Annotated in this window: 24 protein-coding genes; 13 read left to right on the top strand and 11 right to left on the bottom strand. The window is 71.2% G+C overall.

Translation table 11 applies throughout. The features are described 5' to 3' along the window. Positions 1–98 precede the first annotated feature (98 nt). The 3 genes from EDF21_RS14175 to EDF21_RS14165 are packed head-to-tail and all read right to left on the bottom strand — an operon-like array spanning position 99 to position 2,724. The gene (locus EDF21_RS14175) at positions 99–1,109 is read right to left on the bottom strand and encodes an ABC transporter ATP-binding protein (protein ID WP_056048149.1); all 1,011 of its coding nucleotides are present in this window, start codon (positions 1,107–1,109) and stop codon (positions 99–101) included. Further along, positions 1,106–1,903: an ABC transporter permease gene (locus tag EDF21_RS14170; RefSeq protein WP_233568518.1), complete on the bottom strand. Its 798-nt coding sequence runs from the start codon at positions 1,901–1,903 to the stop codon at positions 1,106–1,108. Before EDF21_RS14170 ends, EDF21_RS14175 begins: the two co-directional genes overlap by 4 nt. Beyond that, positions 1,900–2,724, bottom strand: a complete 825-nt coding sequence (locus EDF21_RS14165) for an ABC transporter permease (protein ID WP_071257252.1) — start codon at positions 2,722–2,724, stop codon at positions 1,900–1,902. The genes EDF21_RS14170 and EDF21_RS14165 overlap by 4 nt, the downstream gene beginning before the upstream one ends. Before the next feature lie 178 nt (positions 2,725–2,902). Here EDF21_RS14165 and EDF21_RS14160 point away from each other — a divergent pair, with 178 nt between their 5' ends. Beyond that, complete coding sequence (locus tag EDF21_RS14160) at positions 2,903–3,871, top strand: LacI family DNA-binding transcriptional regulator (protein ID WP_123571800.1); 969 nt, start codon at positions 2,903–2,905, stop codon at positions 3,869–3,871. Positions 3,872–3,998: 127 nt separating this feature from the next. Here the strand turns inward: EDF21_RS14160 and EDF21_RS14155 are convergent, their stop codons facing one another. From EDF21_RS14155 to EDF21_RS14145, 3 genes are read right to left on the bottom strand one after another with little or no spacing between them, the layout of a single operon-like run. After that, complete coding sequence (locus EDF21_RS14155) at positions 3,999–4,628, bottom strand: hypothetical protein (protein WP_123571799.1); 630 nt, start codon at positions 4,626–4,628, stop codon at positions 3,999–4,001. Then, a complete protein-coding gene (locus EDF21_RS14150) occupies positions 4,625–4,924 on the bottom strand; it encodes a protealysin inhibitor emfourin (protein ID WP_056048144.1) in 300 nt (99 codons plus the stop codon). Before EDF21_RS14150 ends, EDF21_RS14155 begins: the two co-directional genes overlap by 4 nt. 56 nt (positions 4,925–4,980) lie before the next feature. After that, positions 4,981–6,018, bottom strand: coding sequence for a M4 family metallopeptidase (locus EDF21_RS14145; RefSeq protein ID WP_123571798.1), 1,038 nt, complete (start codon positions 6,016–6,018; stop codon positions 4,981–4,983). Positions 6,019–6,160: 142 nt separating this feature from the next. On the opposite strand from EDF21_RS14145, the gene EDF21_RS14140 reads away from it, so the two are divergent. Next, positions 6,161–6,700 (top strand): adenine phosphoribosyltransferase, encoded by a 540-nt coding sequence (locus EDF21_RS14140; protein WP_054147222.1) that lies wholly within the window; start codon positions 6,161–6,163, stop codon positions 6,698–6,700. A gap of 37 nt (positions 6,701–6,737) precedes the next feature. Here EDF21_RS14140 and EDF21_RS14135 read toward each other — a convergent pair whose 3' ends face one another. Next, entirely contained in the window at positions 6,738–7,472 is a 735-nt protein-coding gene (locus tag EDF21_RS14135; protein WP_123571797.1) for a M50 family metallopeptidase, read from the bottom strand. Positions 7,473–7,619: 147 nt separating this feature from the next. Here EDF21_RS14135 and EDF21_RS14130 point away from each other — a divergent pair, with 147 nt between their 5' ends. Both EDF21_RS14130 and rpsO read left to right on the top strand, forming a co-directional pair. Then, positions 7,620–8,081, top strand: a complete 462-nt coding sequence (locus tag EDF21_RS14130) for a VanZ family protein (RefSeq protein ID WP_123571796.1) — start codon at positions 7,620–7,622, stop codon at positions 8,079–8,081. A gap of 93 nt (positions 8,082–8,174) precedes the next feature. Next, entirely contained in the window at positions 8,175–8,444 is a 270-nt protein-coding gene (gene rpsO / locus EDF21_RS14125; RefSeq protein WP_043596660.1) for a 30S ribosomal protein S15, read from the top strand. A 123-nt stretch (positions 8,445–8,567) separates the two neighbouring features. On the opposite strand, the gene EDF21_RS16540 is transcribed toward rpsO, so the two are convergent. After that, positions 8,568–9,836 carry a hypothetical protein gene (locus EDF21_RS16540; RefSeq protein WP_148053713.1) on the bottom strand — a complete coding sequence of 423 codons (1,269 nt, stop codon included), beginning with the start codon at positions 9,834–9,836 and terminating at the stop codon, positions 8,568–8,570. Between the two features lie 338 nt (positions 9,837–10,174). Here EDF21_RS16540 and EDF21_RS14105 point away from each other — a divergent pair, with 338 nt between their 5' ends. Both EDF21_RS14105 and EDF21_RS14100 read left to right on the top strand, forming a co-directional pair. Further along, complete coding sequence (locus tag EDF21_RS14105) at positions 10,175–12,448, top strand: polyribonucleotide nucleotidyltransferase (RefSeq protein WP_056048130.1); 2,274 nt, start codon at positions 10,175–10,177, stop codon at positions 12,446–12,448. Positions 12,449–12,697: 249 nt separating this feature from the next. Then, the gene (locus tag EDF21_RS14100) at positions 12,698–13,747 is read left to right on the top strand and encodes an aldo/keto reductase (RefSeq protein WP_233568517.1); all 1,050 of its coding nucleotides are present in this window, start codon (positions 12,698–12,700) and stop codon (positions 13,745–13,747) included. Positions 13,748–13,878: 131 nt separating this feature from the next. On the opposite strand, the gene EDF21_RS14095 is transcribed toward EDF21_RS14100, so the two are convergent. Continuing rightward, on the bottom strand, positions 13,879–14,496 hold the full coding sequence (locus tag EDF21_RS14095; protein WP_123571792.1) for a TetR/AcrR family transcriptional regulator: 618 nt from the start codon (positions 14,494–14,496) through the stop codon (positions 13,879–13,881). Positions 14,497–14,748: 252 nt separating this feature from the next. Between EDF21_RS14095 and EDF21_RS14090 the strand changes: the two genes are divergently transcribed. Next, entirely contained in the window at positions 14,749–16,113 is a 1,365-nt protein-coding gene (locus EDF21_RS14090; protein WP_123571791.1) for a pitrilysin family protein, read from the top strand. A gap of 14 nt (positions 16,114–16,127) precedes the next feature. Further along, entirely contained in the window at positions 16,128–16,730 is a 603-nt protein-coding gene (locus EDF21_RS14085) for a histidine phosphatase family protein (protein ID WP_056049062.1), read from the top strand. 27 nt (positions 16,731–16,757) lie between these two features. Here the strand turns inward: EDF21_RS14085 and EDF21_RS14080 are convergent, their stop codons facing one another. Beyond that, positions 16,758–17,279: a GNAT family N-acetyltransferase gene (locus tag EDF21_RS14080; RefSeq protein WP_123571888.1), complete on the bottom strand. Its 522-nt coding sequence runs from the start codon at positions 17,277–17,279 to the stop codon at positions 16,758–16,760. Positions 17,280–17,342: 63 nt separating this feature from the next. Between EDF21_RS14080 and dapB the strand changes: the two genes are divergently transcribed. Both dapB and EDF21_RS14070 read left to right on the top strand, forming a co-directional pair. Continuing rightward, complete coding sequence (gene dapB / locus EDF21_RS14075; protein WP_056048121.1) at positions 17,343–18,077, top strand: 4-hydroxy-tetrahydrodipicolinate reductase; 735 nt, start codon at positions 17,343–17,345, stop codon at positions 18,075–18,077. A 23-nt stretch (positions 18,078–18,100) separates the two neighbouring features. After that, on the top strand, positions 18,101–18,520 hold the full coding sequence (locus tag EDF21_RS14070; RefSeq protein WP_123571887.1) for a tetratricopeptide repeat protein: 420 nt from the start codon (positions 18,101–18,103) through the stop codon (positions 18,518–18,520). Between the two features lie 27 nt (positions 18,521–18,547). Here EDF21_RS14070 and EDF21_RS14065 read toward each other — a convergent pair whose 3' ends face one another. Beyond that, positions 18,548–19,453 (bottom strand): TIGR01777 family oxidoreductase, encoded by a 906-nt coding sequence (locus EDF21_RS14065; RefSeq protein ID WP_123571790.1) that lies wholly within the window; start codon positions 19,451–19,453, stop codon positions 18,548–18,550. A 91-nt stretch (positions 19,454–19,544) separates the two neighbouring features. On the opposite strand from EDF21_RS14065, the gene thyX reads away from it, so the two are divergent. From thyX to EDF21_RS14050, 3 genes are all read left to right on the top strand, one after another. Beyond that, a complete protein-coding gene (gene thyX, locus EDF21_RS14060; protein WP_233568516.1) occupies positions 19,545–20,312 on the top strand; it encodes an FAD-dependent thymidylate synthase in 768 nt (255 codons plus the stop codon). A gap of 96 nt (positions 20,313–20,408) precedes the next feature. Continuing rightward, a complete protein-coding gene (gene dapA, locus EDF21_RS14055; protein ID WP_123571789.1) occupies positions 20,409–21,386 on the top strand; it encodes a 4-hydroxy-tetrahydrodipicolinate synthase in 978 nt (325 codons plus the stop codon). Positions 21,387–21,469: 83 nt separating this feature from the next. After that, on the top strand, positions 21,470–23,146 hold the full coding sequence (locus EDF21_RS14050; RefSeq protein ID WP_043596674.1) for a ribonuclease J: 1,677 nt from the start codon (positions 21,470–21,472) through the stop codon (positions 23,144–23,146). Positions 23,147–23,153 lie beyond the last annotated feature (7 nt).

The raw sequence follows: 23,153 nt of genomic DNA, 5'->3' as shown, positions 1-23,153 counted from the left end.
GGGCGGTCTCGGTGAGACCGGTCGGTGTGGAACGCGGGTGGGTGGGACGGTGGAGGGAAGAACCGAGGAGGCGCGCGCGGCTCCGCGCACCGGGCGGGTCAGTCGGCGAGGGCCACGAGTCGCGACGCCGGCGCCGAGACGGTCACCCGGTCGCCGATCGCGACCGTCTCGGAGCCCGTGCTGCGGACGTCCGACAGCAGGCGCACCTCCGCACCGGCGGCGTCGACGGCCTGCACGGTGACGAGCAGGTCGACCCCGCGGTACGCGACGTCGGTGACGACCCCGGCGAGCTGCAGGCCGTCGGGCACCGCGCCTCCTGCGGGGGTCCCGGGGACGACCCCGAGGTGCTCGGGGCGGATCGCGAGCAGCGTGCCGTCGGGCGCCGTGACGAAGTTCTCGTAGCCGAGGAAGTCGGCGACGAAGCGGTTCGCCGGGTTCGGGAACACGTGCTGGGGCGAGCCCTGCTGCATGATCCGGCCGGCCCGCATGAGGACCATGTCGTCGCTCATCTCGAGCGCTTCGTCCTGGTCGTGCGTGACCAACACGACGGTGAGGCCCGTCTCGCCCTGGATGCGGCGGATCTCGGCGCGCATCTGGACGCGAAGGCGCGCGTCGAGGTTCGACAGGGGTTCGTCGAGCAGCAACAGCTTCGGCCGGATGGCGATGGCGCGGGCCAGCGCGACGCGCTGTTGCTGGCCGCCCGAGAGCTTCTTCGGCTTGCTGCCGGCGAGGTGGGCCAGGCCGACCAGGTCGAGGGTCTCCATCACGCGACGGCGGCGCTCGGCGGTGTCGACGCCGCGCAGCTTCAGTCCGTAGCCGACGTTGTCGGCGACGCTCAGGTGCGGGAACAGCGCGTAGGACTGGAACACCATGCCCAGGTCGCGCTTCTCGGGTGGGGTGCGCGTGCTGTCGACGCCGGCGATGCGGATCGTCCCCGACGTCGGGGCGGCGTAGCCGGCGAGCATGCGCAGGCTCGTCGTCTTGCCACATCCGCTCGGGCCGAGCAGCGTCGTGAGCTTGCCCTCGGCGATCGACAGGTCGATCGAGTCGACGGCGGTGAAGTCGCCGAAGACCTGGCTGACGGCGACGAATTCTGCTGCGGTGCTCATCTGTTGATGCCTCCGAAGATCTTGGCGAAGCCGACGGTGCGTTCGGCGATGACGGCGATGACGACGGTGCCCGCGAGGATCAGCGTGGCCATCGCCGCGACCATGGGGTCGTAGCTCTGCTGCACGTAGTCGAGCATCGTGACGGGCAGGGTGCGGAAGTCGCGGCTCTGCAGCAGCAGCGACAGGGGCACGTTGTTGAACGAGGTGACGAAGCTGAGCAGCGCCGCCGAGAAGATGCCGGGCCGCAGCAGGGGCAGGGTCACCGTGACGAAGGCCCGCAGGGGAGACGCGCCGAGACCGCGGGCGGCCTCCTCGAGGGCGGGGTCGGCCAGTGCCAGGGAGGCGCCGGTCACGCGGACCGCGTAGGGCAGCATCAACACGGTGTGCCCGATCAACAGCACGGGGAAGGCGTCGAGCCGGAACCCGATGACGAGCTGCTGGTAGAGCGCGAGCCCCACCACGAGCTCGGGGACGATCAGGGGCGACAGGAACAGCGCCTCGACGAGGCCCTTGCCCGGCAGCCTGCCGCGATGGATCGCCAGGGTCGCGGGGATGCCGACGAGCAGGGCGAGCACGGTGGCGATCAGGGCCAGCTGGAGGCTCGAGACCAGGGCCTGGGTGAACGGGTCGTAGCCGAAGGCGGCCTCGAACCAGCGCAGCGAGAACCCCTGGGGCGGGAAGCGCAGGGTGCGTTCACTCGTGAACGCGGTGGCGACGACGAAGAGGATCGGGACGATCATCACGACGTAGCCGGCGACGGCGAGCGTGCCGGCGACCGGGCGGCGGGTGGTCACGAGGTGGCTCCCTTCCGGGCGACGAGCGACGACAAGCCGGAGACGACGAAGACCAACACGGTCATGATCAGGGCGGTGGCCGAGGCCCCGGCCCAGTCGATCGTCACGCTCGAGTACGAGAAGAGCTGGGTGGCGAGCATGCGTTGGCCCGAGCCGCCGAGCAGGTACGGGGTCGTGTAGGCGGTGACCGAGCCCGCGAAGACGAGGGTGGCCGCGACGACGACGCCGGGCAGAGAGAGGGGCACGACGATGCTCCAGAAGGTTCGCGTGCGGCTCGCGCCGAGTCCGCGGGCGGCGTCGTCGAGGCCCGGGTCGACCTGGGCCACGGCCGAGTAGCACGAGATGATCGCGAGCGGCAGGAACAACTGGGTCAGGCCCAGCACGATCGCCAGCTCGGTGTAGAGCAGCTGCGGGGCCTCGTCGACCAGGCCGAGCGTCGTGAGCAGTTGACCGATGGCGCCGTTCTTGCCGAGCACCACGAGCCACCCGAAGGTGCGGACGACGTTGCTGAGCAGCAGCGGGAAGATCGCCAGGGCGAGCAGGACGCCCGACCAGCGCGAGGTCGAACGGGCCAGCAGGTAGGCGATGGGGAAGCCGAGGGCCACGCAGATGACCGTGACGACCAGGCCGAGCCCCACGGTCCGACCGATGATGCGCAGGTCGAACGGGTCGGTGAGCATCTGGCCGAGGCGGCCGACGATCTCGCCGGCGGTCACGCCGGGTGGGGCGAAGAGCATCGCGAGCGACGGCACCGCGAAACCGATCAGCAGGAACGCGAGGCCCGGCAGCAGCAGGAGCAGCGCGGGTTTGCGGGACGTCACGGGTTGTCCTCCGATCGGTGTGGCCTCTGGGGGGATGCCGACCCCACCTCGGGTGAAACCGGTTACATCGACCCTAAGGGCGCTGGTCGCCTGCGTCGGCCCCGCTGTGTAAACACCTTGTTACAAGCGTCGGACCGCCGCGCAGGACCGGTTTCACGGAGGCCCTAGGGTGGTGGGCATGACTGGGGCAGGGCGGCTCGCGACGCTGGCGGACGTGGCGACGCTGGCGGGCGTGTCGAAGGCCACCGCCTCTCGCGTCCTCAGCCGCCCCGAGCTGGTGTCGCCCGACACGGCCGGACGCGTGCTCGCCGCCGCCGAGAAGCTCGGCTTCGTGCCCAACCGGGCGGCCCGCCAGCTGGCGAGGGGGCGCACGGGCGTGGTCGCGCTCGTCGTGCCGACCCTCGACAACGCGTTCTTCACGCCGATCATCGCCGGGGCCCAGGCCGCGGCGGGCGAGGCCGACCTCCAGCTGACGGTCGCCGTCCACCCGCTGGCCGAGGCGGGCGAGCTGTCGGCGTTCGAGCGGCTGTCGCACCAGGTCGACGGGTTCATCGTCGTCGCCCCGCGCGGGGCCGACGACGTCGTGCGGGCCGCGACCGGCCACAAGCCGACCGTGCTCGTCGACCGCGAGGTGACCGGGGTGTCGTCGGTCGTCGCCGACACGGCGGCCGCCTTCGGCTCACTGGTGACGCGCTTCGTCGCCGAGGGGCACGAGCGCGTCGTCTACCTCGGCGGGCCCGACGGCTCGTGGCAGAACACCCAACGCACGGCCGCGGTGGTCGACGCGGCGGCCGGCCGGGCCGAGCTCACGGTGCTGGGTCCCTACCCGTCGACCTTCGAAGCCGGCGTCCGGGCGAGCGACCACGTCCTCGCCTCCGGGGCGACAGCCGTCGTGCCCTACGCGACGGCCATCGGGCTCGGCCTGATGTTCGTCCTCCGGGCCGACGAGCACCGCGACCGCTCCGTCACGGTCAGCTCGGAGCGCATGGTCGTCGACGCCCTCGGTCTGGTCGGCGTCCCGGCGATCGACGTCGACGGCGAGCACCTGGGGCGGGTCGCGGCCGGCCGCCTGCTCGAGCTGCTGGCACCGGGTGGGCCGTCCGAGCCGACCTCCACGCGCCTCCCGGTGCCGGTCCGCTGGCCCTGACCTCGCCGACGGGCTGCGGAGCCCGACGCGGCTCGGCGGGAGGCGGCCGGGCCGGAGGAGGCTCGGCGGTGGGCGCCGGGCGTCGGGCGTCAGGCGTCGGGCGTCGGGCGCCTCAGCGGGAGGCGCCTCAGCGGTAGTCGGCGGGCCAGGCGAAGGCCGGAGGCGCGGTGACGGTGTCGCCGATCGGCGCGAGCACGAGGTCGATGCGTTCGAAGTCCCGCAGCGGGATGCCGGCCGGGTCGGACGTGTAGGGGCTGCCGCCGACGAAGGTGTGCAGTTCGAGCCCGTCGTCGTGCCCGAGCGACCCGACCCCGCGTCCGTCGAGGGCGACGTCCCACTCGCTGAACAGTTGGCCCAGCACGAAGGTCTCGCGGGTGGGGGACTCGACGTGCACGATGCCGCTCGTGTCGTGCGTGTGGATCTCGGCGGCGAACTTCGCGTCCGAGTCGTGCCCGATGTCGCCGGGGACGGTCACCGCCTGCCCGTCGACGGTGATCGAGAGGTGCGTGTGCACGTGCATGGCGAGGTCCTGGCCCCAGACGTTCTCGAGACCGGCGGCGGCGGCCCGGGTCTCGAGCCGGTCGGTGGCGGGTCGACCCCACGGAGGCGCGGTGACGGCCCCTCGGACGTTCAGCGGGTTGCCGCTCTGCACCACGGCCACCCCGACCCCGCCCGCCACGAGGACGACGAGGGCGAGCAGCCCCGCGAGCACCTCGCCCGAGAGACGCCGACGAGGTCGGCGCGTGCGGTCGCTCATCGGGTCGGACCGGCCTCGGCCTCGGAGGTGCTGCGGACGCGGTCCACGAGCTCGCGCCACGGCCCCGTGACCTGCTGCTCGGGCAGTTTGGCCTTGCGGGTGGGCCGGGTCTCGGCCGTGATGACCCAGACGAAGCGATCGGGCTGCACGGCCTGCGCGGCGGCCGGGGCCTGCGACCAGGGCACCTGGTCGATGAGGACGAGCCACGACTCGGTGTCGGGCTCGGAGTCGACGTCGACCGTCCAACTGCGGGTGAGACCGGCGAAGCCACCGGAGCGCGACACGGTGACCTTCATGGGCGCGATGCTACCCCGGCCGTGTCCGGGGCAGCAGGGTCTCGTGCCGGTCGGCGTCAGCTGGCCGGGGTGACCCCGACGCCCTCCCACCCGGCCGACGTCGCGCGGGTCTCGTCGGAGTCCGCTCCGTACCGTGTGGTCGCCGCCTCGACGGTGGCCGCCGCGAACTGCGCGAAGGTCGCCTCGGTCGACAGCGTGCCGCCGGTGAGCGTGTCGAACCAGATCTGCCCGGCTCGCAACCAGGCCTCGCCACCGAGCGCCTCGGCGACGAGGAAGAAGGCCCGGTTGGGGATGCCCGAGTTGAGGTGCACCCCGCCGTTGTCGTCGGTGGTCTCGACGTAGTCGTCAAGGTGGGCGGGTTGGGGGTCTTTCCCGAGGACGTCGTCGTCGTACGCGGTGCCCGGGGCCTTCATCGACCGCAGCGCCCGCCCCTGCACCTCGGCGGTGAAGAGCCCTTCGCCGATGAGCCAGGTCGCGTCGTCGGCGGTCTGCCCGAACAGGTGCTGCTCGACGAGCGCCCCGAACACGTCGCTGACCGACTCGTTGAGCGCACCCGACTGCCCCTGGTAGGTGAGGTTCGCGGTGTACTGCGTGACGCCGTGGGTGAGCTCGTGCCCGATGACGCTGACCGAGGCCGTGAAGCGCCCGAAGACTTCGCCGTCGCCGTCGCCGAACACCATCCGCTCGCCGTTCCAGAAGGCGTTGTCGTAGTCCTGGCCGTAGTGGACGGTCGCGTCGAGCGGCAGCCCGGCGCCGTCGATCGACGAGCGCCCGTAGACCTCGTGGAACAGCGCGTAGGTCGCGCCGAGGGCGTCGTACGCCTCGGTGGCGGCGACGTCGTCGGTGGCGGGTTCACCCTCGCCGCGGACGCGGACGCCCGGCAGCTCTTCGGTGCCCTGCGCGTCGAACACCGTGCGCTCGAGCACGGACTCTGCGCCGAGCGCCCCCCGGACGACCGGGGGAGTCGCGTTGCGGTCGACGGCCTCCATCGCGAGCAGGCCGTTGCGCGCCGCCCGAGGTGCCCGGTGCAGGCGGGGCGAATCGGCTTCGGCGAGGTGGGCGAGCAGGTACGGGGGGACGATGAACCGCGACATGCGTGCACTCTCGCACGCGCCTCCGACATCGGGCCCGACTGTTCACACGATCGTGACGTACCGGTCGGTCGCGCGTCGCGGGGACGGACGCAGCAGGGCTCGAGGGGCAGGGGGCGTCGTCCGCCCGACTACCGTTGAGGGCATGACCGTCACCGATGCCTCCTCGTTCGTCGACAGCAAGATCGCCGTCGTCCCCGACTTCCCGAAGCCCGGCATCCTCTTCCGCGACGTCACCCCGCTCTTCTCCGACGCCGACGCGTTCGCCACCGTGACCACGGCGCTCTCCGAGCCGTTCGACGGCGGGTTCGTCGCCGTCGCCGGCATCGAGGCGCGCGGCTTCGCGCTCGCCGGGGCCATCGCGATCGAGCAGGGCGTCGGCGTCCTCACGGTGCGCAAGGCGGGCAAGCTGCCCGGCGAGGTCCTCAGCGAGAGCTACGCCCTGGAGTACGGCGAGGCCACGCTCGAACTGCGTCCGAACCAGATCCCGGCGGGGTCGAGCGTCCTGATCGTCGACGACGTGCTGGCGACCGGCGGCACGGTCGAGGCGACCGTCACCCTGCTCGAACGAGCGGGCTACGTCGTGGCCGGCGTCGCCGTGCTGCTCGAGCTCGACGGCCTCGGTGGCCGGGCCCGCCTCGAGGGCCACGTCCCCGTGCACGCCCTGTCGTCCGCCCCCGCCTGACGTCTCGCGTCGGCCGGGTGCCGGTGGCCGTCGGACCTCAGGCGAACGACCGAGCGGCTTCGAGCGCACCGGGGAAGAGCAACCCCGCCCCGCCCAGCAGGCAGCCCAGGGCGACGAGCACGAAGACCCCGACCCAGACGACGCCCGGCACCCGGGTCAGCCCGGCGAGCTGGTCGGCGTCCGACGCGGTCGAGCGTGAGCGCCGCCGGCTCCGTTGCAGTTCGAGCGACGCCCGCAGCGCGCCGAAGCCGAGGACCGACGTCACGACGAGTCCGAACACCGCCTGCCAGGTCGGCGACGCGAAGAACGTCACGGCGACGACGAGGGCGGCGCCGAGCAGCACCACCCAGAGCCCGAACCAGTTGCGGATCTGCACGAGCATCAGCGCGAGCAGCAGCAGCAGGGCCCAGAGCAGCCCGGCCGCGTAGCCGGCCGACAGCAGCCACGCGGCGCCCAGGGCGGCGATCGCGGGTGCGGTGTAGCCGGCGAGCAACGTGATGACCATGCCCGCCCCGGTCCGCGGCCCCTTCGACACGGTCAGGCCCGAGGTGTCCGAGTGCAGTCGGATGCCCGTCAGCCGACGACCGGTCAGCACCGCGGCGAGGCCGTGCCCGCCCTCGTGCACGACGGTGACGGCGTGCCGCACCGTGTGCCAGGTGCCCGGCAGCAGCACGAGCAGCAGGCCGGCGGCGACGCTGCCGAGCAGCCACGAGCCGGGCAGCGGGGCGGCGAGCTGGCTGATCCGGGCCCAGAGGTCGGTGAGTGCGTCCACCCGACGAGCCTAGGAGGCGCGGTGCGCGGGGTCGCGCACCGCGCCTCCTCGGCCCTGCCGCGGTCGCCCCCGGGGCGGGTCGTCCTCCAGGCTGATCTTCGGCCGTTCCGGGCGTCCTCCCACCGACCGGTGCCGCACCATGGACGGATGCGTCGCGCCGTCCTCCTCCTGCTCACCCTCGTCTACCTCGCCGGGGTCGCCTGGATGACCCTGCGACCGAGCGTCTACGACGCGGACACCGGGGCGTTGCTCTGGCGGGCGCTCGACGTCTTCGCCCGGCACGACGAGACCTCGTGGATCACCTTCGCCCGGGTCGAGGCCGCGGCGAACGTGGCGATGTTCGTCCCGATGGGCATGTTCCCGGCGCTCATGCTGCCGAAGCGCTTCTGGTGGGTCGGCATCGTGGTCGGGTTCGCCGCGACGGTGGGCATCGAGACCGTCCAGGCGACGTACCTGTCGGCCACGCGCTTCTCCGACCCGCAGGACCTCGTCATGAACACCCTCGGGGCCGCGATCGGCGCGGCGTTCGTCGGACTCGTCCTGCCCCGGCGGCGTCGGGGTCGGGGACGGGGCCGATCGCGACAGGGGTCGGCGGCGCCCGTCTGGTAGGCTCCTCAGGTTGCCGTCTGAACGGCCGCGGAGAAAGAGAGCTCGCACATCCGGTGACGAGCACCGCGCAACGAACTGAAAGGGGATCCCTCCATGGCACTCGCACCTGACGTCAAGACCCGGATCATCGAAGAATACGCGACCCACCCCGGCGACACCGGATCCCCCGAGGTCCAGGTCGCCGTGATGACGCAGCGCATCCTCGACCTGACCGAGCACCTCAAAGAGCACAAGCACGACCACCACTCGCGTCGTGGCCTGCTGCTGCTCGTCGGCCAGCGCCGTCGCCTCCTGGGCTACCTGTCCAAGGTCGACATCGAGCGCTACCGCACGCTCATCGGTCGTCTCGGCCTGCGCCGCTAGTCCTCGCGCTCCGGACGTCTCGACGACGGCCCCCTCGGCACCCAGCTCCGGCTGCACGCCGAGGGGGCCGTTCTCTCGTTCCGGGGGAGGGGCGGTGCCCGTGCCCGAGGGCAGGTGCGGCGCTCAGTACCAGTTGTTCGCGACCGAGTGCGCCCACGCGGCGCACATCGTGCCGTAGCGGCCCTGGATGTACCCGATGCCCCAGTCCACCTGGGTGCGGTAGTTCGTCTGCCAGTCCAGTCCACTCGAGGCCATCTTGTTGCCGGGCAGGGCCTGGGGGATGCCGTAGGCGCCGCCCGACGGGTTGGTCGCGGTGGTGCGCCAGCCCGATTCTTTGTTCCACAGCTGGACGAGGCAGGTGTACTCGGCCCCGGACCCGACCTTCGTGGCCGCGTAGGCCTTGGCGCCCGCCGGGTCGTTCACCGCTCCGGTCGGGGGAGGCGTCGCTCCGCCGGGACGTCCCGTGCCGGGGACGGTCGCCCCGCCCCCGGACGATCCACCACCCCCGGACGATCCGCCACCTCCGGACGATCCGCCACCTCCGGACGATCCGCCACGTGACGGCGCCTTCGCGGCGGCGGCGGCCTGGGCCTTCGCCGCGGCCTCCTGCGCCGCGTACGCCTGCTGCGCGGCGACCCCGGCCCGGTACTGCTGTTCGAGCTCCGCCGTCGAGTCCTTCAGGGCGGCGAGCTGGGCGTAGAGGTCGGTCGACCTCTGGGTGGCGCTGGCCACCTCGGCGTCCGCGGTCGCCTGCGCCGCGGCGGCCTGGTCGGCCGCGGCCTTGGCGTCGCGCGCGAGCGAGTCGCGCCGGTCGGCCGCGGTCGTCGCCTGCTCGCTGAGGGACGACACCGTGTTGCTCGCGGTCGTGGCGTCGGCGAGCACCGTCTGCCACCGGTCGCCGAGCTGCGTGAGCGAGCCCAACTGGTACAGCGCGGCCCCGGGGTCGGGCGACGTGAAGAGGTCGGTGCCCAGGGTCTGCGTGCCGCCGGTGCGGAACAGGCTGCCGGCGAGCTGGCCGGCCTCCCGCTCCGCCGTATCGGCGGTGGCCCGCGCACGCTCGGCGTCGGCCGAGAGCTCGTCCGCTCGCTGCGACGCCGCCGCGAGGTCGGATTGCGCCGCCGCGTCGGCCCGGTCGGCGAGGACCGCCTCGTCGCTGCGGTCGGACGCGGCCTTCTCGAGGCTGTCGAGCGACGCGTCGATCAGGTCGACCTGCGCCTGGGTCGCCGCGGCGTTCCCCTTCGCGGCCTCGACCTGGGCCCAGGTCGGGTACCCCGCGGCGGACGCGGCGGACGGCGCCACGAGCGTCGTCAACACGAGAGCCAAGGAGGCGCCGGTCGCCACCGCGAGGCGGCTCGCGCGACGATCCCGGCCGGACCTGTCGTGAGCACGCATGGAGACGACCCTAACGCCGTCCCCCCGGCACCGCGCCTCCCCGTCCGGGCGACACCCGCGTCGCGGACCCCGGCCGGACGGGTCCGAGTGCTAGGATCGCGCTCGGAGCAGGCCGGTACGGCTGCTGGTCACCGGTGGTGACAGGCGGAATGCCCCGACCGACGCCGAGCGTCCGGGTCGGGTGCGGGGTCCGACCGTTTCTACTGTTGGCCAGACGTGCCACCGCCTCCGTCGCGTTGTTGCACGTGCATGTCGCCATGCCGTCCACGCCGCCCGCTCCGGTACACATCGATGCCCACACGGGGCCTCGATGCAAAACAAAGAGGAGTAGCCCCCACATGGAGGGTCCAGAGATCAAGTTCGGCGAAGCCGTCCTCGACAACGGCAAGTTCGGCAAGCGCACCATCCGATTCGAGACCGGTCGTCTCGCCCAGCAGGCTCAGGGAGCCGTCGCTGCCTACCTCGACGAAGACACCATGCTTCTGTCGGCCACGAGCGCCAGCAAGAAGCCGAAGGACAACTTCGACTTCTTCCCGCTCACCATCGACGTCGAAGAGCGTTCGTACGCCGCGGGCAAGATCCCCGGCTCGTTCTTCCGCCGCGAGGGTCGCCCCTCGACCGAGGCCATCCTGGTCTGCCGCCTCATCGACCGGCCGCTGCGTCCCTCGTTCGTCGAGGGTCTGCGCAACGAGGTCCAGGTCGTCATCACGGTGCTGAGCATCGCTCCCGACGAGTTCTACGACGCCCTCGCGATCAACGCGGCCAGCGCCTCCACCCAGATCTCGGGTCTGCCGTTCTCCGGCCCCATCGCCGGTGTGCGTCTCGCCCTGATCGGTGACCAGTGGGTCGCCTTCCCCAAGGCCAGCCAGCTCGCGGACGCCGTCTTCGACCTGACCGTCGCGGGCCGTGTCGTCACCGACGCCGCCGGCAACGAGGACGTCGCGATCATGATGGTCGAGGCCGAGGCCACCGAGCACGCCTGGGGTCTCATCCAGGGCGGCGCCACCAAGCCCGACGAGGCGATCGTGGCCCAGGGCCTCGAGGCCGCCAAGCCCTTCCTCAAGCAGCTCGTCGACGCCCAGGCGACGATGGCCGCCCAGGCCGCGAAGGAGATCGCCGACTACCCGGTGTTCCTCCCCTACACCGACGAGGTGCTCGAGGCCGTCACGGCCGCCGCCGGCACCGAGCTCGCCGAGGTGTACAAGATCGCCGGCAAGATCGAGCGCCAGGACGCCGACGACGCCCTCAAGTCGCGTGTCAAAGACGCGATCGCCGCCAAGGTCGACGCGGGCGAGCTGCCCGACACGGCCCTCGGCCAGGTCGGTGCCGCCTACAAGTCGGCCACGAAGAAGGTCGTCCGCGACCGCATCCTCACCGAGCAGATCCGCATGGACGGCCGCGGCCTCGCCGACATCCGTCCGCTCGACGCCGAGGTGCAGGTCATCCCGCGCGTCCACGGCTCCGCCATCTTCCAGCGCGGCGAGACCCAGATCATGGGCGTCACCACGCTGAACATGCTCAAGATGGAGCAGCAGATCGACTCGCTGAGCCCGGTCACCAAGAAGCGCTACCTGCACCACTACAACTTCCCGCCCTACTCGACCGGTGAGACCGGCCGCGTCGGGTCGCCGAAGCGTCGCGAGATCGGGCACGGCTTCCTCGCCGAGCGCGCCCTCGTGCCGGTGCTGCCCAGCCGCGAAGAGTTCCCCTACGCGATCCGTCAGGTGTCCGAGGCCCTCGGCTCCAACGGTTCGACGTCGATGGGTTCGGTCTGCGCGTCGACCCTGTCGCTGCTCAACGCCGGTGTGCCCCTCAAGGCCCCGGTCGCCGGCATCGCCATGGGACTCGTCTCCGACACCGTCGACGGTCAGACCCGCTACGCGGCCCTGACCGACATCCTCGGTGCCGAAGACGCTCTGGGCGACATGGACTTCAAGGTCGCCGGCACGAGCGAGTTCGTCACGGCGATCCAGCTCGACACCAAGCTCGACGGTCTGCCGACCGCCGTGCTCGACGCCGCCCTCAAGCAGGCGAAGGAGGCGCGCACCGCCATCCTCGGCGTGCTCAACTCGGCGATCGACGCCCCCGACGAGATGGCCCCGACCGCGCCCCGCGTGATCTCGGTCCAGATCCCGCAGGACAAGATCGGCGAGCTGATCGGCCCCAAGGGCAAGACGATCAACGCCATCCAGGACGAGACCGGCGCCGACATCAGCATCGAAGAAGACGGAACCGTCTACATCGGTGCCGTCGACGGTCCCTCGGCCGAGGCCGCCCGCGCCCAGGTCAACGCGATCGCCAACCCGACCAACCCCGAGATCGGCGAGCAGTTCCTCGGCACGGTCGTCAAGATCGCGTCCTTCGGTGCGTTCGTCTCGCTCCTCCCCGGCAAGGACGGCCTGCTGCACATCAGCGAGGTCCGCAAGCTCGCCGGCGGCAAGCGCGTCGAGAACGTCGAGGACGTCCTCGGCGTCGGCCAGAAGATCCTCGTCGAGATCACGAAGATCGACGACCGCGGCAAGCTCTCGCTCGCCCCGGTCGTGGCGGAAGAAGCCGACACCGACTCGAGCGGAGCGACCGAGCAGTCGACCGACGAGTCCGTCGACGCGTAGTCACCGCACCACGAAGGGCCCGCCCCGACCTCGGTCGGGGCGGGCCCTTCGCCGTCCCGGCGTGGCTCCCTGGTCGCTGCCGGAGCAGGAGGCGCGTCCCCCGGATCGGGGCGGCGACACGGCGTAACGATTGGGTGCGGCGGCGGCGGAAACCGGGCGCGTGGCCGTATTCTTGATCGTGGAGGGCGAACCATACCCCATGCGATCGCACAGAGTCGCATCGGGAACTCGCGACGAGGAAGGAACGGCGTGACCGAGACGACGGCCGAGCTCGCCCGTTCTGCCACGTCCGACGTCGCCGCCGCAGCCGCCATCGCGGCCGCCGCCGCCCGGGCGTCCGCCGCCCAGCCCACCGTTCCCGTCGATCTCGGCATCATCCAGCCGCGCCGCCGTCTGGGCCTCTCCGACCTCAAGGTCTTCCCCTTGGCCCTCGGCGGCAACGTGTTCGGGTGGACGGCCGACCAGGCCGAGACGACCTCCGTGCTCGATGCCTACTTCGATCTCGGCGGCAACTTCGTCGACACGGCCGACTCCTACGCCGGGGGTCGCAGCGAGATCATGATCGGATCGTGGATGCGCTCCCGTCGATCACGCGACGACATGGTCGTGTCCACCAAGGTGGGCAAGAGCGCCGACAACCCCGGTCTGACCCCCCGCGCGATCGAGCGGGCCGTCGACGCGTCCCTCGAGCGGCTCGGAACCGACCACATCGACCTGCTCTACCTGCACGTGGACGACACCGAGGTGGCGTTCGAGCGCACCCTGCTGGCCGTCGACCACCTCATCCGGGTGGGCAAGGTCCGATGGTTCGGTGGTTCCCATCACTCGGGCAACCGCCTCTACGAGGCCCGCATCGCGGCGGGGATGCTCGGAATCGCCCCGATGGTGGCCCTGCAGAACCAGTACAACCTCCTCGACCGGTCCGAGTACGAGAAGGGCCTGGCGCACGTCGCCGCGCAGCAGCGACTCGCCGTCATGCCGCGCTTCGCCCTCGCCAGTGGGTTCCTCGCGGGCAAGTACCGTTCGCGCTCCGACTTCGCCCACAGCCCCCGTCGCCGGGCGCTCGCGAAGTACTTGTCCAAGAGGGGCCTCAGGGTCGTGCACGAGCTGGACCGCATCGCGTCCGTCCACGAGGTCTCGAGTGCTGCGATCGCGCTGGCCTGGTTGCTCGCCAAGCCGAACGTCGTGGCACCGGTGGCCAGTGCGACGAACGCCAAGCAGGTCTACGAACTCGCCCAGGCCGCGCGGGTGCAGCTCACACGCAACCAGGTCCTCGACCTCGACCGCGCCTCGGCCTGACCGCCAGGCGACGTGGTCGGCCCGTACCTGGGGGTACCCGACGACGACGTCCGCGGGGACGGCGCCACGGTGACGCGCTGCCGGGACAGCGCCCATGGTGACGTCGATGTGCTGCGTCGTCCGCCGATGACCTAGGCGGCGACGAGGAGCCGCTCCGCCGTGCGGCGCAGGGAAGCCGCCGCGGCGATGGCGTCGCCGGCGTAGGCGCCCACCTGGGCGCCGTCGAGGGCGAGGACGAGATCGTCCGCTGCGTCGCCCGGCAGGGGGTGGCCCGCGACCTTGAAGAGGGAGACCATCTCGGCCGTCAGCCACTCGCGGTGCTCGGCGATGGCGAGACGGACGGGGTGGGTCGGATCGCTGAACTCGGACGCCGCGTTGGCGAAGGCCGAGCCTCGGAACGACACGGTCTGGAGTCGGGCGCCGACCGCCTCGAGGTACGCCTCGAGGGTCGCGCGGCCCCCGTCGTGGGCCTCGACCAGGGCGGACAGCTCGGCTGCCTCGAGGTCGTGACGACCGGCGAGGTACTCGAGCACGAGGGTGTCCTTCGCGCCGAAGTGCTTGTAGAACGTCGCCTTGGTCACCGACGACTCGGCGATGAGGCGGTCGACGCCGACGACGCGGACGCCCTCGTCGTAGAACAGGCGATTGGCGGTCGTCAGGACGCGGGATCGGGCACCGGGGACGGGGGAGTCGGCGCGAGGGCGACCAGGGAGACGCTGGACGGCCGGTTGGGGGGAATCGACCGTCACAGCGTGGCTCCTTGGGACGTCTCGGCTAGAAGCCGCGTGGGGGACGCGCGCTCCGGACCTTCTGACGACGTCCGACCAGCCGCCGACGACGACCATCAGGGGGGATGGGGTCGTCGTCGGTGGTCTGACTCTAACACCGATGAGGACAAACAGAGTTGTCTGTTTGTCCTCAGAATCGTCCCCCAGTTCGGGTGCCAGCCGTCCCGTGGGGCTCACGGACTACCGCAGGGGAGGTCGCCTAGGCTCGACATGATGAACGGCCCTGTCTCCTTCCCGCTCGACGAGGTCGAGATCTCCTTCCGCGCCACGGGCGACGCGCTGGTGAGGCGCACCGTGCTGCCCTCGGGCGTCCGGGTGCTCAGCGAGCGCATGCCCGGGGCGCGCAGCACGACCATCGGCCTCTGGGTCGCGGTCGGGTCCCGTGACGAGTCGGACGCCGAACGGGGGTCGACCCACTTCCTCGAGCACCTCCTCTTCAAGGGCACCCCGACCCGGTCCGCCCTCGACATCGCGGTGTCGTTCGAGTCGGTGGGTGGCGAGCACAACGCCGCGACGGCCAAGGAGTACACCTGCTACTACGCCCGGGTGCGCGACGTCGACCTCGACGACGCGATCGACGTGCTCACCGACATGGTGACCTCGTCGACCCTCGACCCGGCCGAATTCGAGACCGAACGAGGGGTGATCCTCGAAGAACTCGCCATGGCGGAGGACGATCCAGCCGACATGGCCGGTGAGCGGCTCTTCGAGTCGGTCTTCGGCGACCACCCGCTCGGTCGTCCGATCGGGGGGTCGCCCGAGAGCATCCGTGCTGCGGCCCGCGACGACGTGGACCGGCACTACCGAGCGAACTACCGTCCGCAGGATCTCGTCGTGTCCATCGCCGGGGCGGTCGACCACGACCGAGCACTCGAGCGGTTGACGGCGGCGCTCGACCGGGCCGGGTGGCCCACCGAGTCGGCGTCGCCCGTGCCCCGTCGCGACGACGCACCCGTCGGGCTCGTCGCGGGTGAACCGCTCCAGGTGATCCGGCGTCCCCTCGAGCAGGCCACCGTCCTGCTGGGGCTGCCGGGCATCTCCGTCGGGGACGACCGCCGACCCGCCCTGGCCGTGCTGAACTCGGTGCTCGGCGGGGGCATGTCGTCTCGACTGTTCCAAGAGATCCGTGAGCGCCGTGGACTCGCCTACTCGGTCTACTCGTTCGCCCCGAGCTACTCCGACGCCGGTCTCTTCGGGCTCTATGCCGGGTGCACGCCCGCCAATGCCGGAGAGGTCGCCCGGCTCATGCTCGGCGAGCTCGAAGGCCTCGCCACCGACGGCATCACCGACGACGAGCGCCGACGAGCCCTCGGCCAACTCGGAGGGGCGGCGGCCCTTGCCCTGGAGGACAGCGACACCCGGATGAACCGCCTCGGTCGGGCCGAGATCTCGACGGGTGAGTTCGTCGACCTCGACACGTCCCTCGCCCGGGTCGAGGCCGTGACGTCCGACGACGTCCGGACGTTGGCGGACCGTCTCCTCTCCGGCCCCTTGTCGACCGTGCTGGTGGGCGAGGTCGACGAGACGTCCTTCCCGATCCCGATCCCGACGACGACGTCGGGAGCGACCCCTCAATGAACCAGGAGACGACGGTGTCCCATTACCTCTACCTCGTCCGGCACGGCGAACAGCAGGACGCCGAGCACGGACTGCCCGACGGTCCACTGAGCGAACGGGGCAAACGCCAGGTGCGCCTCCTCGCCGAGCGCCTCGGGGGAGTCCCCTTCGACGCAGCGTGGCACTCCCCGCTCGAGCGCGCCGAAGAGACGGCCGCGATCATGACCGAGCGCATGCCGGCCCTCGAGTCACAGCCGTCGACCCTCCTCTTCGACTGCGTGCCGTCCGGTCCGACGGCCGACATGCCGTCGTCCTACAAGCCGTTCTTCGGCGGGGTCACGGACGAGCAGATCGAGGCCGGGCAGGCCCAGATGTCCGACGCGGTCGCCGAGTGGCTCACCCCGGCCCGAGAGGACCGCCACGATCTCCTCATCACGCACAACTTCGTGATCGGGTGGTTCGTCCGCGAGGTGTTCGGAGCGCCGGACTGGCGGTGGATGGGCGTCAACCAGGCCAACGCCGGGCTGACGATCATCCGGGTGCGATCGGCGAAGCCGCCGGAGCTCGTGACGCACAACGACCTCGGGCACCTGCCCGTCGAGCTGCGCACCGGCCTTCCGGTCGAACAGCCCTTCTGAGGTCTTCGTCCGCCGGAGGCACCGCCCTCAGGCGGTCCCGCGCGGGTCCTCTGCCCGGACGGCCTTGCCGTACCACGTCGTGGCGTTCGGGTTCGCGTTGTAGGGCTCGATCGTCGCGTACCCCGCGCTGCGGTAGAGCCCTCCGGCAGCCGCCAGGCTGTCGTTCGTGTCGAGCACGATCTCGTCGGCCCCGAATGTGGACGCCCGACGTTCGAGTTCGTCCAACAAGGCCCGACCGAGACCCAGTCCCCGGCCCGCGGGACGCACGTAGAGGTGCTTGACCTCGTACCGCACGGCCCCCGAGGCCGAGGGGGCGATGAGTCGGATGCCGCCGCACGCGGTCGGCTCGGAGGCCCGGCCCGCGTCGGCCGGTTCTGCCTCGACGACGACGAACACGCCGCTCCGCGGCACGAAGGCCGTGGCGTCGGGCAGGGTCGTCGTGTACGTGCCCTGTGCCGAGGGGAAGGTGCTCTCGCGCTCGGTGAAGTACTCGGTCAGGAGGGCGGCGGCATCGGGGGAGGAGACGCTCGTCTCGCGGAACCTGGGCATGCCGTCCATGCTAGGTCGCGGCGCGGCCCGGTCCGTCGTGGTGCCCCCGGTAAGTTGGACGGCATGACTTCGCGCATCGCCGTGGTGGGAGCCACCGGCACCCTCGGTTCGTTCATCGTCGACCTCGTCGAGCGCACCCCGGGGCTCGAGCTCCACGCCGGTCTCTCGTCCCGCGACGATCTCGACGACGTCCTCGGGGCCGACCTCGTCGTCGACGTCACGCACCCTGCCGTCAGTCCGGGGATCGTCGAGCACGTCGTCCGCGCGGGCATCCCGGTGCTCGTCGGGACCTCGGGCTACAACGCCGAACGCCTGGCCCGTCTCTCGACGGTCGTCTCCGACGCGGACGGCCCCGGCGTCCTGGTGGTGCCGAACTTCTCGATCGGTTCGGTGCTCGCGACGCGGTTCGCCACCCTCGCGGCGCGCTTCTACGAGTCCGTCGAGATCGTCGAGGCGCACCATCAGGGCAAGGTCGACTCGCCGTCGGGCACGGCCGTGCGCACGGCGGAACTCATCGCCGAGGCTCGTCGGGACCTCGGCCCGGTGTCGGCCCCGCACGCGGACCAACGGGCCAGGGGTCAGCAGGTGGCGAGTGTGCCGGTGCACAGCATGCGCCTGCGCGGCGTCGTCGCGAGGCAGGAGGTCGTCTTCGGCGGTGACGGCGAGACCCTCACTCTCACGCACGACACGCTCTCGCAGCGCGCGTACGAGAAGGGGCTCCTCGTCGCCATCGAGGCCACCCCGGGCGTGACCGGGGTCGTCGTGGGGCTCGACGCCGTCCTGCCCCTCGAATCGTGAAGGGGCGTGCGGCCGCGCTCCTGATGGCGCTGCTCCTGCTCCTCTACGTCGTGCTGGTCGGTCAGCGGGCCGTCCTCTTCCTGTCGACGGGCGAACCGGTCGCCATCGCGCTCGGCGTCGCCCTGCTCGTCCTCCCCCTCCTGGGACTGTTCGCCCTGGTGGTCGAGCTGCGCTTCGGTCTGCGTACGCAGCAGATCGTCGGGCAACTCGCGGCCGAGGGCGGATTGCCGGTCGACGACCTGCCACGGCGTACCTCCGGTCGGTACGAGCGCGAGGCGGCCGACGCGGCGTTCCCCGCCTACAAGACGGCCGTCGAGGCGGCACCCGACGACTGGCGCGCGTGGTTCCGCCTGGGCCTGGCCTACGACGCCTGCGGTGACCGCCGACGAGCTCGTCAGGCCCTGCGCTGGGCCATCAAGCTCCGGCGCGAGACGGCCGGCTGAACCCGCCCACCCGAGTCGTGCGCGTGCTCAGAGCGCGTCGACGAACGCGGTCAGCGCGTCCTCGACCGTGCGGTGCCTGAAGGTGAAGCCGTCGCGCTCGAGCACCTCGGGCACGACCTGCTGGCTCGGCAGCAGCATCTCCCGCCCGGCCTCCTGCATGGCGGTCGAGATGACGGCCTCGGGAACGCCCAGCAGGTAGGGACGGTGCAGGTCGGCCGCCAGGGTGCGCGTCACGAGGTCGCTCGTCGCCGGCGTGGGGCCGACCAGGTTCACGGGTCCCGAGACGGACGACGTGAGGAGGTGCACGATCGCGGCGGCCTCGTCGTGCAGGCTGATCCAGGGCCAGAACTGGTCACCGGTGCCGAGTCGTGAGCCGAGCCCCAGCTTGGTGAGCGGCAGCAGGGGCTTGAGCGCGCCTCCTCCGGGGCCGATGACGATGCCGGTCCGCAGCATCACGACGCGCGTGGCCTCGGGGGCCCTCCGGGCGGCGGCCTCCCAGGCGACGACGACGTCGCTCAGGAACCCCTCACCCCGGCCGCTCGACTCGGTGAGTCGTTCGCCGGGCCGATCGCCGTAGACGCCGACGGCCGAGCCGCTGAGGAACGTCGAGGGCGCCGTGGACGCCGCCGCCATGCCGTCGACGAGCGTCGACGTCGCGGCCAGACGTGACTCGAGGATCTCGCGCTTGTACCCGGCCGTCCAGGGCAGACGACCCAAGGAGGCGCCGGCCAGGTTCACGACGGCGTCCGCGCGGGCGATCAGGTCGTGGTCGACGATGCCGGCGCTGGGCACCCAGGTGTACTCGTCGTCGGCCCGGGGTTCGCGACGCACCAGCGAGAGCGGACGGTGGCCTGCCTCGCGCAGCTGGCGGGTGAGTTCGGTGCCGATCATGCCGCTGGCGCCGGAGATCAGGACGGTGAGTGCGTCGGTCATGGGGACACCGTATTCCGGCCCGCTGGGGGAGCGTCCGCCGGTGGCGCGGGCGCTTCCCGTCGGGAGCGCCCTGCGAGGTAGAGTCGACGCCGTGCCCGAGACCGAAGCCACCCCCGCCGTGCCCGCCGACAAGACCCCCGAGTTCCGTTCCGACGTCACCGTCGAGCTGGTCCGCTCGAGTGCCCACGACTCCGACGTGCTGTTCGCGGCCCGGGTCTCCACCATGGGCGAGCTCACACTCGACGGCGCGCAGGCGTCGGCCGACGGGGCCCAGGCGACCAAGGGTGCCGGCCTGATCAACTACCTGATGCGCGACCGTCACGGCTCGCCGTTCGAGCACAACTCGATGACCTTCTACGTGCAGGCGCCGATCTTCGTCTTCCGCGAGTTCATGCGTCACCGCATGGCCAGCTACAACGAAGAGAGCGGTCGTTACCGCGAGCTGAACCCGGTCTTCTACGTCCCCGCTCCCACGCGCAACCTGCAGCAGGTCGGCAAGCCCGGCGCCTACGACTTCCTGCCCGGCACACCCGAGCAGTCCGCGCTGGTCGACGAGGCCACCCGCGCCGCGTCGGTGCAGGCGTTCGAGGCCTACCAGCGCATGCTGGACGCCGGCATCGCCCGCGAGGTCGCGCGGATCGTGTTGCCGTTGAACATCTACTCGTCGATGTACGTGACCGTGAACGCACGGTCCCTGATGAACTTCCTGAGCCTCCGGACGAAGCGCGAGGGCACCCACTTCCCGTCGTTCCCGCAGCGCGAGATCGAGATGTGCGCCGAGAAGATGGAAGACCTCTGGGCCGAGCTCATGCCCCTCACCTACGCGGCGTTCGGGGCGAACGGGCGCGTCGCCCCCTGACGGCCGTCCTCGCCGACGCGACCGGCGCCTCCTGACCGGGGCGTCCGACGCCTCACGAGGAGGTCGGGCCCGACGCGAGCCAGTACGCTGGAGGGCGTGTCGAACATCAGCAACCCCTTCGGTCAGGTCCTCGTCGCCCTCGTGACGCCGTTCACCGCTGACGGCGAGGTCGATTGGCCTGCTGTCGAGAAGCACATCGACGACTGCATCAGCGCCGGGGCCGACGGCATCGTCGTCACGGGCACGACGGGCGAGACCAGCACGCTGACCGACCCCGAGAAGCTCCGACTCGTCGAGGTGGGCAAGTCGGTCGCCGCAGGCCGGGCCAAGATCATCACGGGTGGCGGGTCGAACGAGACGGCGCACGCCATCCAGCTCTACAAGGCCAGCGAGAAGGCCGGCGCCGACGGCGTCATGATCGTCACGCCTTACTACAACAAACCCACGCAGGCCGGTGTGCTCACGCACTTCCGCATGATCGCCGACGCGACCGACCTGCCGGTCATCCTGTACGACATCCCGGGCCGCACCGGCATCCCGATCAGGTACGAGACCCTGCTCCGGGCCGCCAAGCACCCGAACATCGTCGCCGTGAAGGACGCCAAGGGCGACTTCGCCGAAGTCAGTCGCGTCCTGAACCAGACCGACCTCCTCTACTTCTCGGGCGACGACGCCAACGTGCTGCCCCACCTCGCCATCGGCGCCTCGGGCCTCATCGGCGTCACCGCGAACATCGCCGCGGCGCCGTACCGCACCATCGTCGACGCCGTGAACGCCGGCGACCTGCACACCGCGACCGAGGCGCACCAGATGCTCGAGCCGCTCGTGCGCGCCGTCATGACGCACGTGCCGGGCACCGTCGCGGCGAAGTACATCCTGCATGGCCTCGGTCGCATCTCGAGCCCCCGCGTGCGCCTCCCCCTGGTCGGCCCGGAAGACAGCGAGGCCGCCCTGATCGAGGACGAGCTGTCGCACGTGGGCTCGATCCCCGGCCTCGACCTCAGCCGCTTCCGGCCCGACCGCAACGCGGCGGCCGGCGGTGCGCTGCCCAAGGTGCACGGCACCACGCGCTGACCTCCTGATCCCCGCCGACGACGACGTCGGCCGCAGACCTCCCGCACAGAGGGGCACGAGCCCCACGCCAACCGAAGGAACAGATGCCCACGACAATCCACGCCCCCCGAGAACTCGCCAAAGGCACGCTCCGCGTGATCCCGGTCGGCGGGCTCGGCGAGATCGGCCGCAACATGACGGTCTACGAGATCGACGGCAAGCTGCTCATCGTCGACTGCGGAGTGCTCTTCCCCGAAGAGCACCAGCCCGGCGTCGACCTGATCCTGCCCGACTTCTCGCCCATCCGTGATCGCCTCGACGACATCCTCGCCGTCGTGCTGACGCACGGCCACGAGGACCACATCGGCGCCGTGCCCTACCTCCTGCGTCTCCGCAAGGACATCCCGCTGATCGGTTCGCAGCTGACGCTCGCGCTGATCGAGGCGAAGCTCAAAGAGCACCGCATCACGCCTTACACCCTGGCCGTCAAAGAGGGTGGGCGCGAGTCGCTCGGGCCGTACGACCTCGAGTTCATCGCGGTCAACCACTCGATCCCGGACGCTCTCGCCGTCGCCATCCGCACGTCGGCCGGCACCGTGCTGCACACCGGCGACTTCAAGATGGACCAACTGCCGCTCGACGACCGCATCACCGACCTCCGGGCGTTCGCCCGCCTCGGTGAAGAGGGCGTGGACCTCTTCCTGCCCGACTCGACGAACGCCGACGTGCCCGGGTTCACCGCGCTCGAGCGGGACATCGGGCCCGTGCTCGACGACGTGATCCGCCGGGCTCCGCGTCGCGTGGTCGTCGCGAGCTTCTCCAGCCACGTGCACCGCGTCCAGCAGGTGCTCGACGCGGCTCACGCCAACGGCCGCCGCGTGGCCTTCATGGGCCGCTCGATGGTCCGCAACATGGGCATCGCGGCCGACCTGGGGTACCTCAAGGTGCCGGACGGCGTCCTGATCGACGCCAAGAAGGCCAAAGACCTTCCCGACGACCGCATCGTCTACATGAGCACCGGGTCCCAGGGCGAGCCGATGGCCGTCCTCGCCCGCATGGCGAACCTCGAACACCAGATCGAGATCGGCGCGGACGACACGATCATCCTCGCGTCGAGCCTGATCCCCGGCAACGAGAACGCGGTCTACCGCGTCATCGACGGCCTCACCAAACTCGGGGCTAAGGTCGTCCACAAGGGCAACGCCAAGGTCCACGTCTCGGGGCACGCCTCCGCCGGCGAGCTGTTGTACTGCTACAACATCCTGCGGCCGAAGAACGTCATGCCCGTCCACGGCGAGCACCGGCACCTGTACGCGAACGCGGCGTTGGCGGTCCGGACCGGCGTGCCGCAGAAGAACACCATCCTCGGCGAGGACGGCATCGTCGTCGACCTGCGCGACGGAGTCGCCGAGGTCGTCGGCCAGCTCGACATCGGTTACGTCTACGTCGACGGCTCGACCGTCGGCGAGATCACCGACGCCGATCTCAAGGACCGCCGCATCCTGAGCGAAGAGGGCTTCATCTCGGTCTTCATCGCGATGGACGCGTCCACGGGCCGTGTCGTGGTCGGACCCGAGATCCAGTCGCGTGGCTTCGCAGAAGACGAGCGGGTGTTCGACGACGTCAAGCCCAAGATCATCGCGGCCCTCACCGAGGCGGCGGAGAACGGCACGCGCGACACGCATGCCTTCAGCCAGGTCGTGCGGCGCACGGTCGGTCGCTGGGTGAACACGCAGCACCGTCGTCGTCCGATGATCGTGCCGGTGGTCATCAGCGCCTGACGCGCAG

This window comes from Frigoribacterium sp. PhB118 (genome assembly GCF_003751725.1).
GTDB lineage: Bacteria > Actinomycetota > Actinomycetes > Actinomycetales > Microbacteriaceae > Frigoribacterium.
Note: the sequence above shows the minus strand (reverse complement) of the source record. Positions and strands in the feature narration are given on the sequence as shown.

Coding starts and splice junctions, on each gene's coding strand:
- EDF21_RS14160 (WP_123571800.1), top strand. CDS start 2,903: ATGACTGGGGCAGGGCGGCTCGCGACGCTGGCGGACGTGGCGACGCTG.
- EDF21_RS16540 (WP_148053713.1), bottom strand. CDS start 9,836: ATGCGTGCTCACGACAGGTCCGGCCGGGATCGTCGCGCGAGCCGCCTC.
- EDF21_RS14050 (WP_043596674.1), top strand. CDS start 21,470: ATGCCCACGACAATCCACGCCCCCCGAGAACTCGCCAAAGGCACGCTC.
- EDF21_RS14150 (WP_056048144.1), bottom strand. CDS start 4,924: ATGAAGGTCACCGTGTCGCGCTCCGGTGGCTTCGCCGGTCTCACCCGC.
- EDF21_RS14065 (WP_123571790.1), bottom strand. CDS start 19,453: ATGACCGACGCACTCACCGTCCTGATCTCCGGCGCCAGCGGCATGATC.
- EDF21_RS14175 (WP_056048149.1), bottom strand. CDS start 1,109: ATGAGCACCGCAGCAGAATTCGTCGCCGTCAGCCAGGTCTTCGGCGAC.
- EDF21_RS14080 (WP_123571888.1), bottom strand. CDS start 17,279: ATGCCCAGGTTCCGCGAGACGAGCGTCTCCTCCCCCGATGCCGCCGCC.
- EDF21_RS14145 (WP_123571798.1), bottom strand. CDS start 6,018: ATGTCGCGGTTCATCGTCCCCCCGTACCTGCTCGCCCACCTCGCCGAA.
- rpsO (WP_043596660.1), top strand. CDS start 8,175: ATGGCACTCGCACCTGACGTCAAGACCCGGATCATCGAAGAATACGCG.
- EDF21_RS14155 (WP_123571799.1), bottom strand. CDS start 4,628: ATGAGCGACCGCACGCGCCGACCTCGTCGGCGTCTCTCGGGCGAGGTG.
- dapB (WP_056048121.1), top strand. CDS start 17,343: ATGACTTCGCGCATCGCCGTGGTGGGAGCCACCGGCACCCTCGGTTCG.
- EDF21_RS14090 (WP_123571791.1), top strand. CDS start 14,749: ATGAACGGCCCTGTCTCCTTCCCGCTCGACGAGGTCGAGATCTCCTTC.
- EDF21_RS14130 (WP_123571796.1), top strand. CDS start 7,620: ATGCGTCGCGCCGTCCTCCTCCTGCTCACCCTCGTCTACCTCGCCGGG.
- EDF21_RS14105 (WP_056048130.1), top strand. CDS start 10,175: ATGGAGGGTCCAGAGATCAAGTTCGGCGAAGCCGTCCTCGACAACGGC.
- EDF21_RS14070 (WP_123571887.1), top strand. CDS start 18,101: ATGGCGCTGCTCCTGCTCCTCTACGTCGTGCTGGTCGGTCAGCGGGCC.
- EDF21_RS14140 (WP_054147222.1), top strand. CDS start 6,161: ATGACCGTCACCGATGCCTCCTCGTTCGTCGACAGCAAGATCGCCGTC.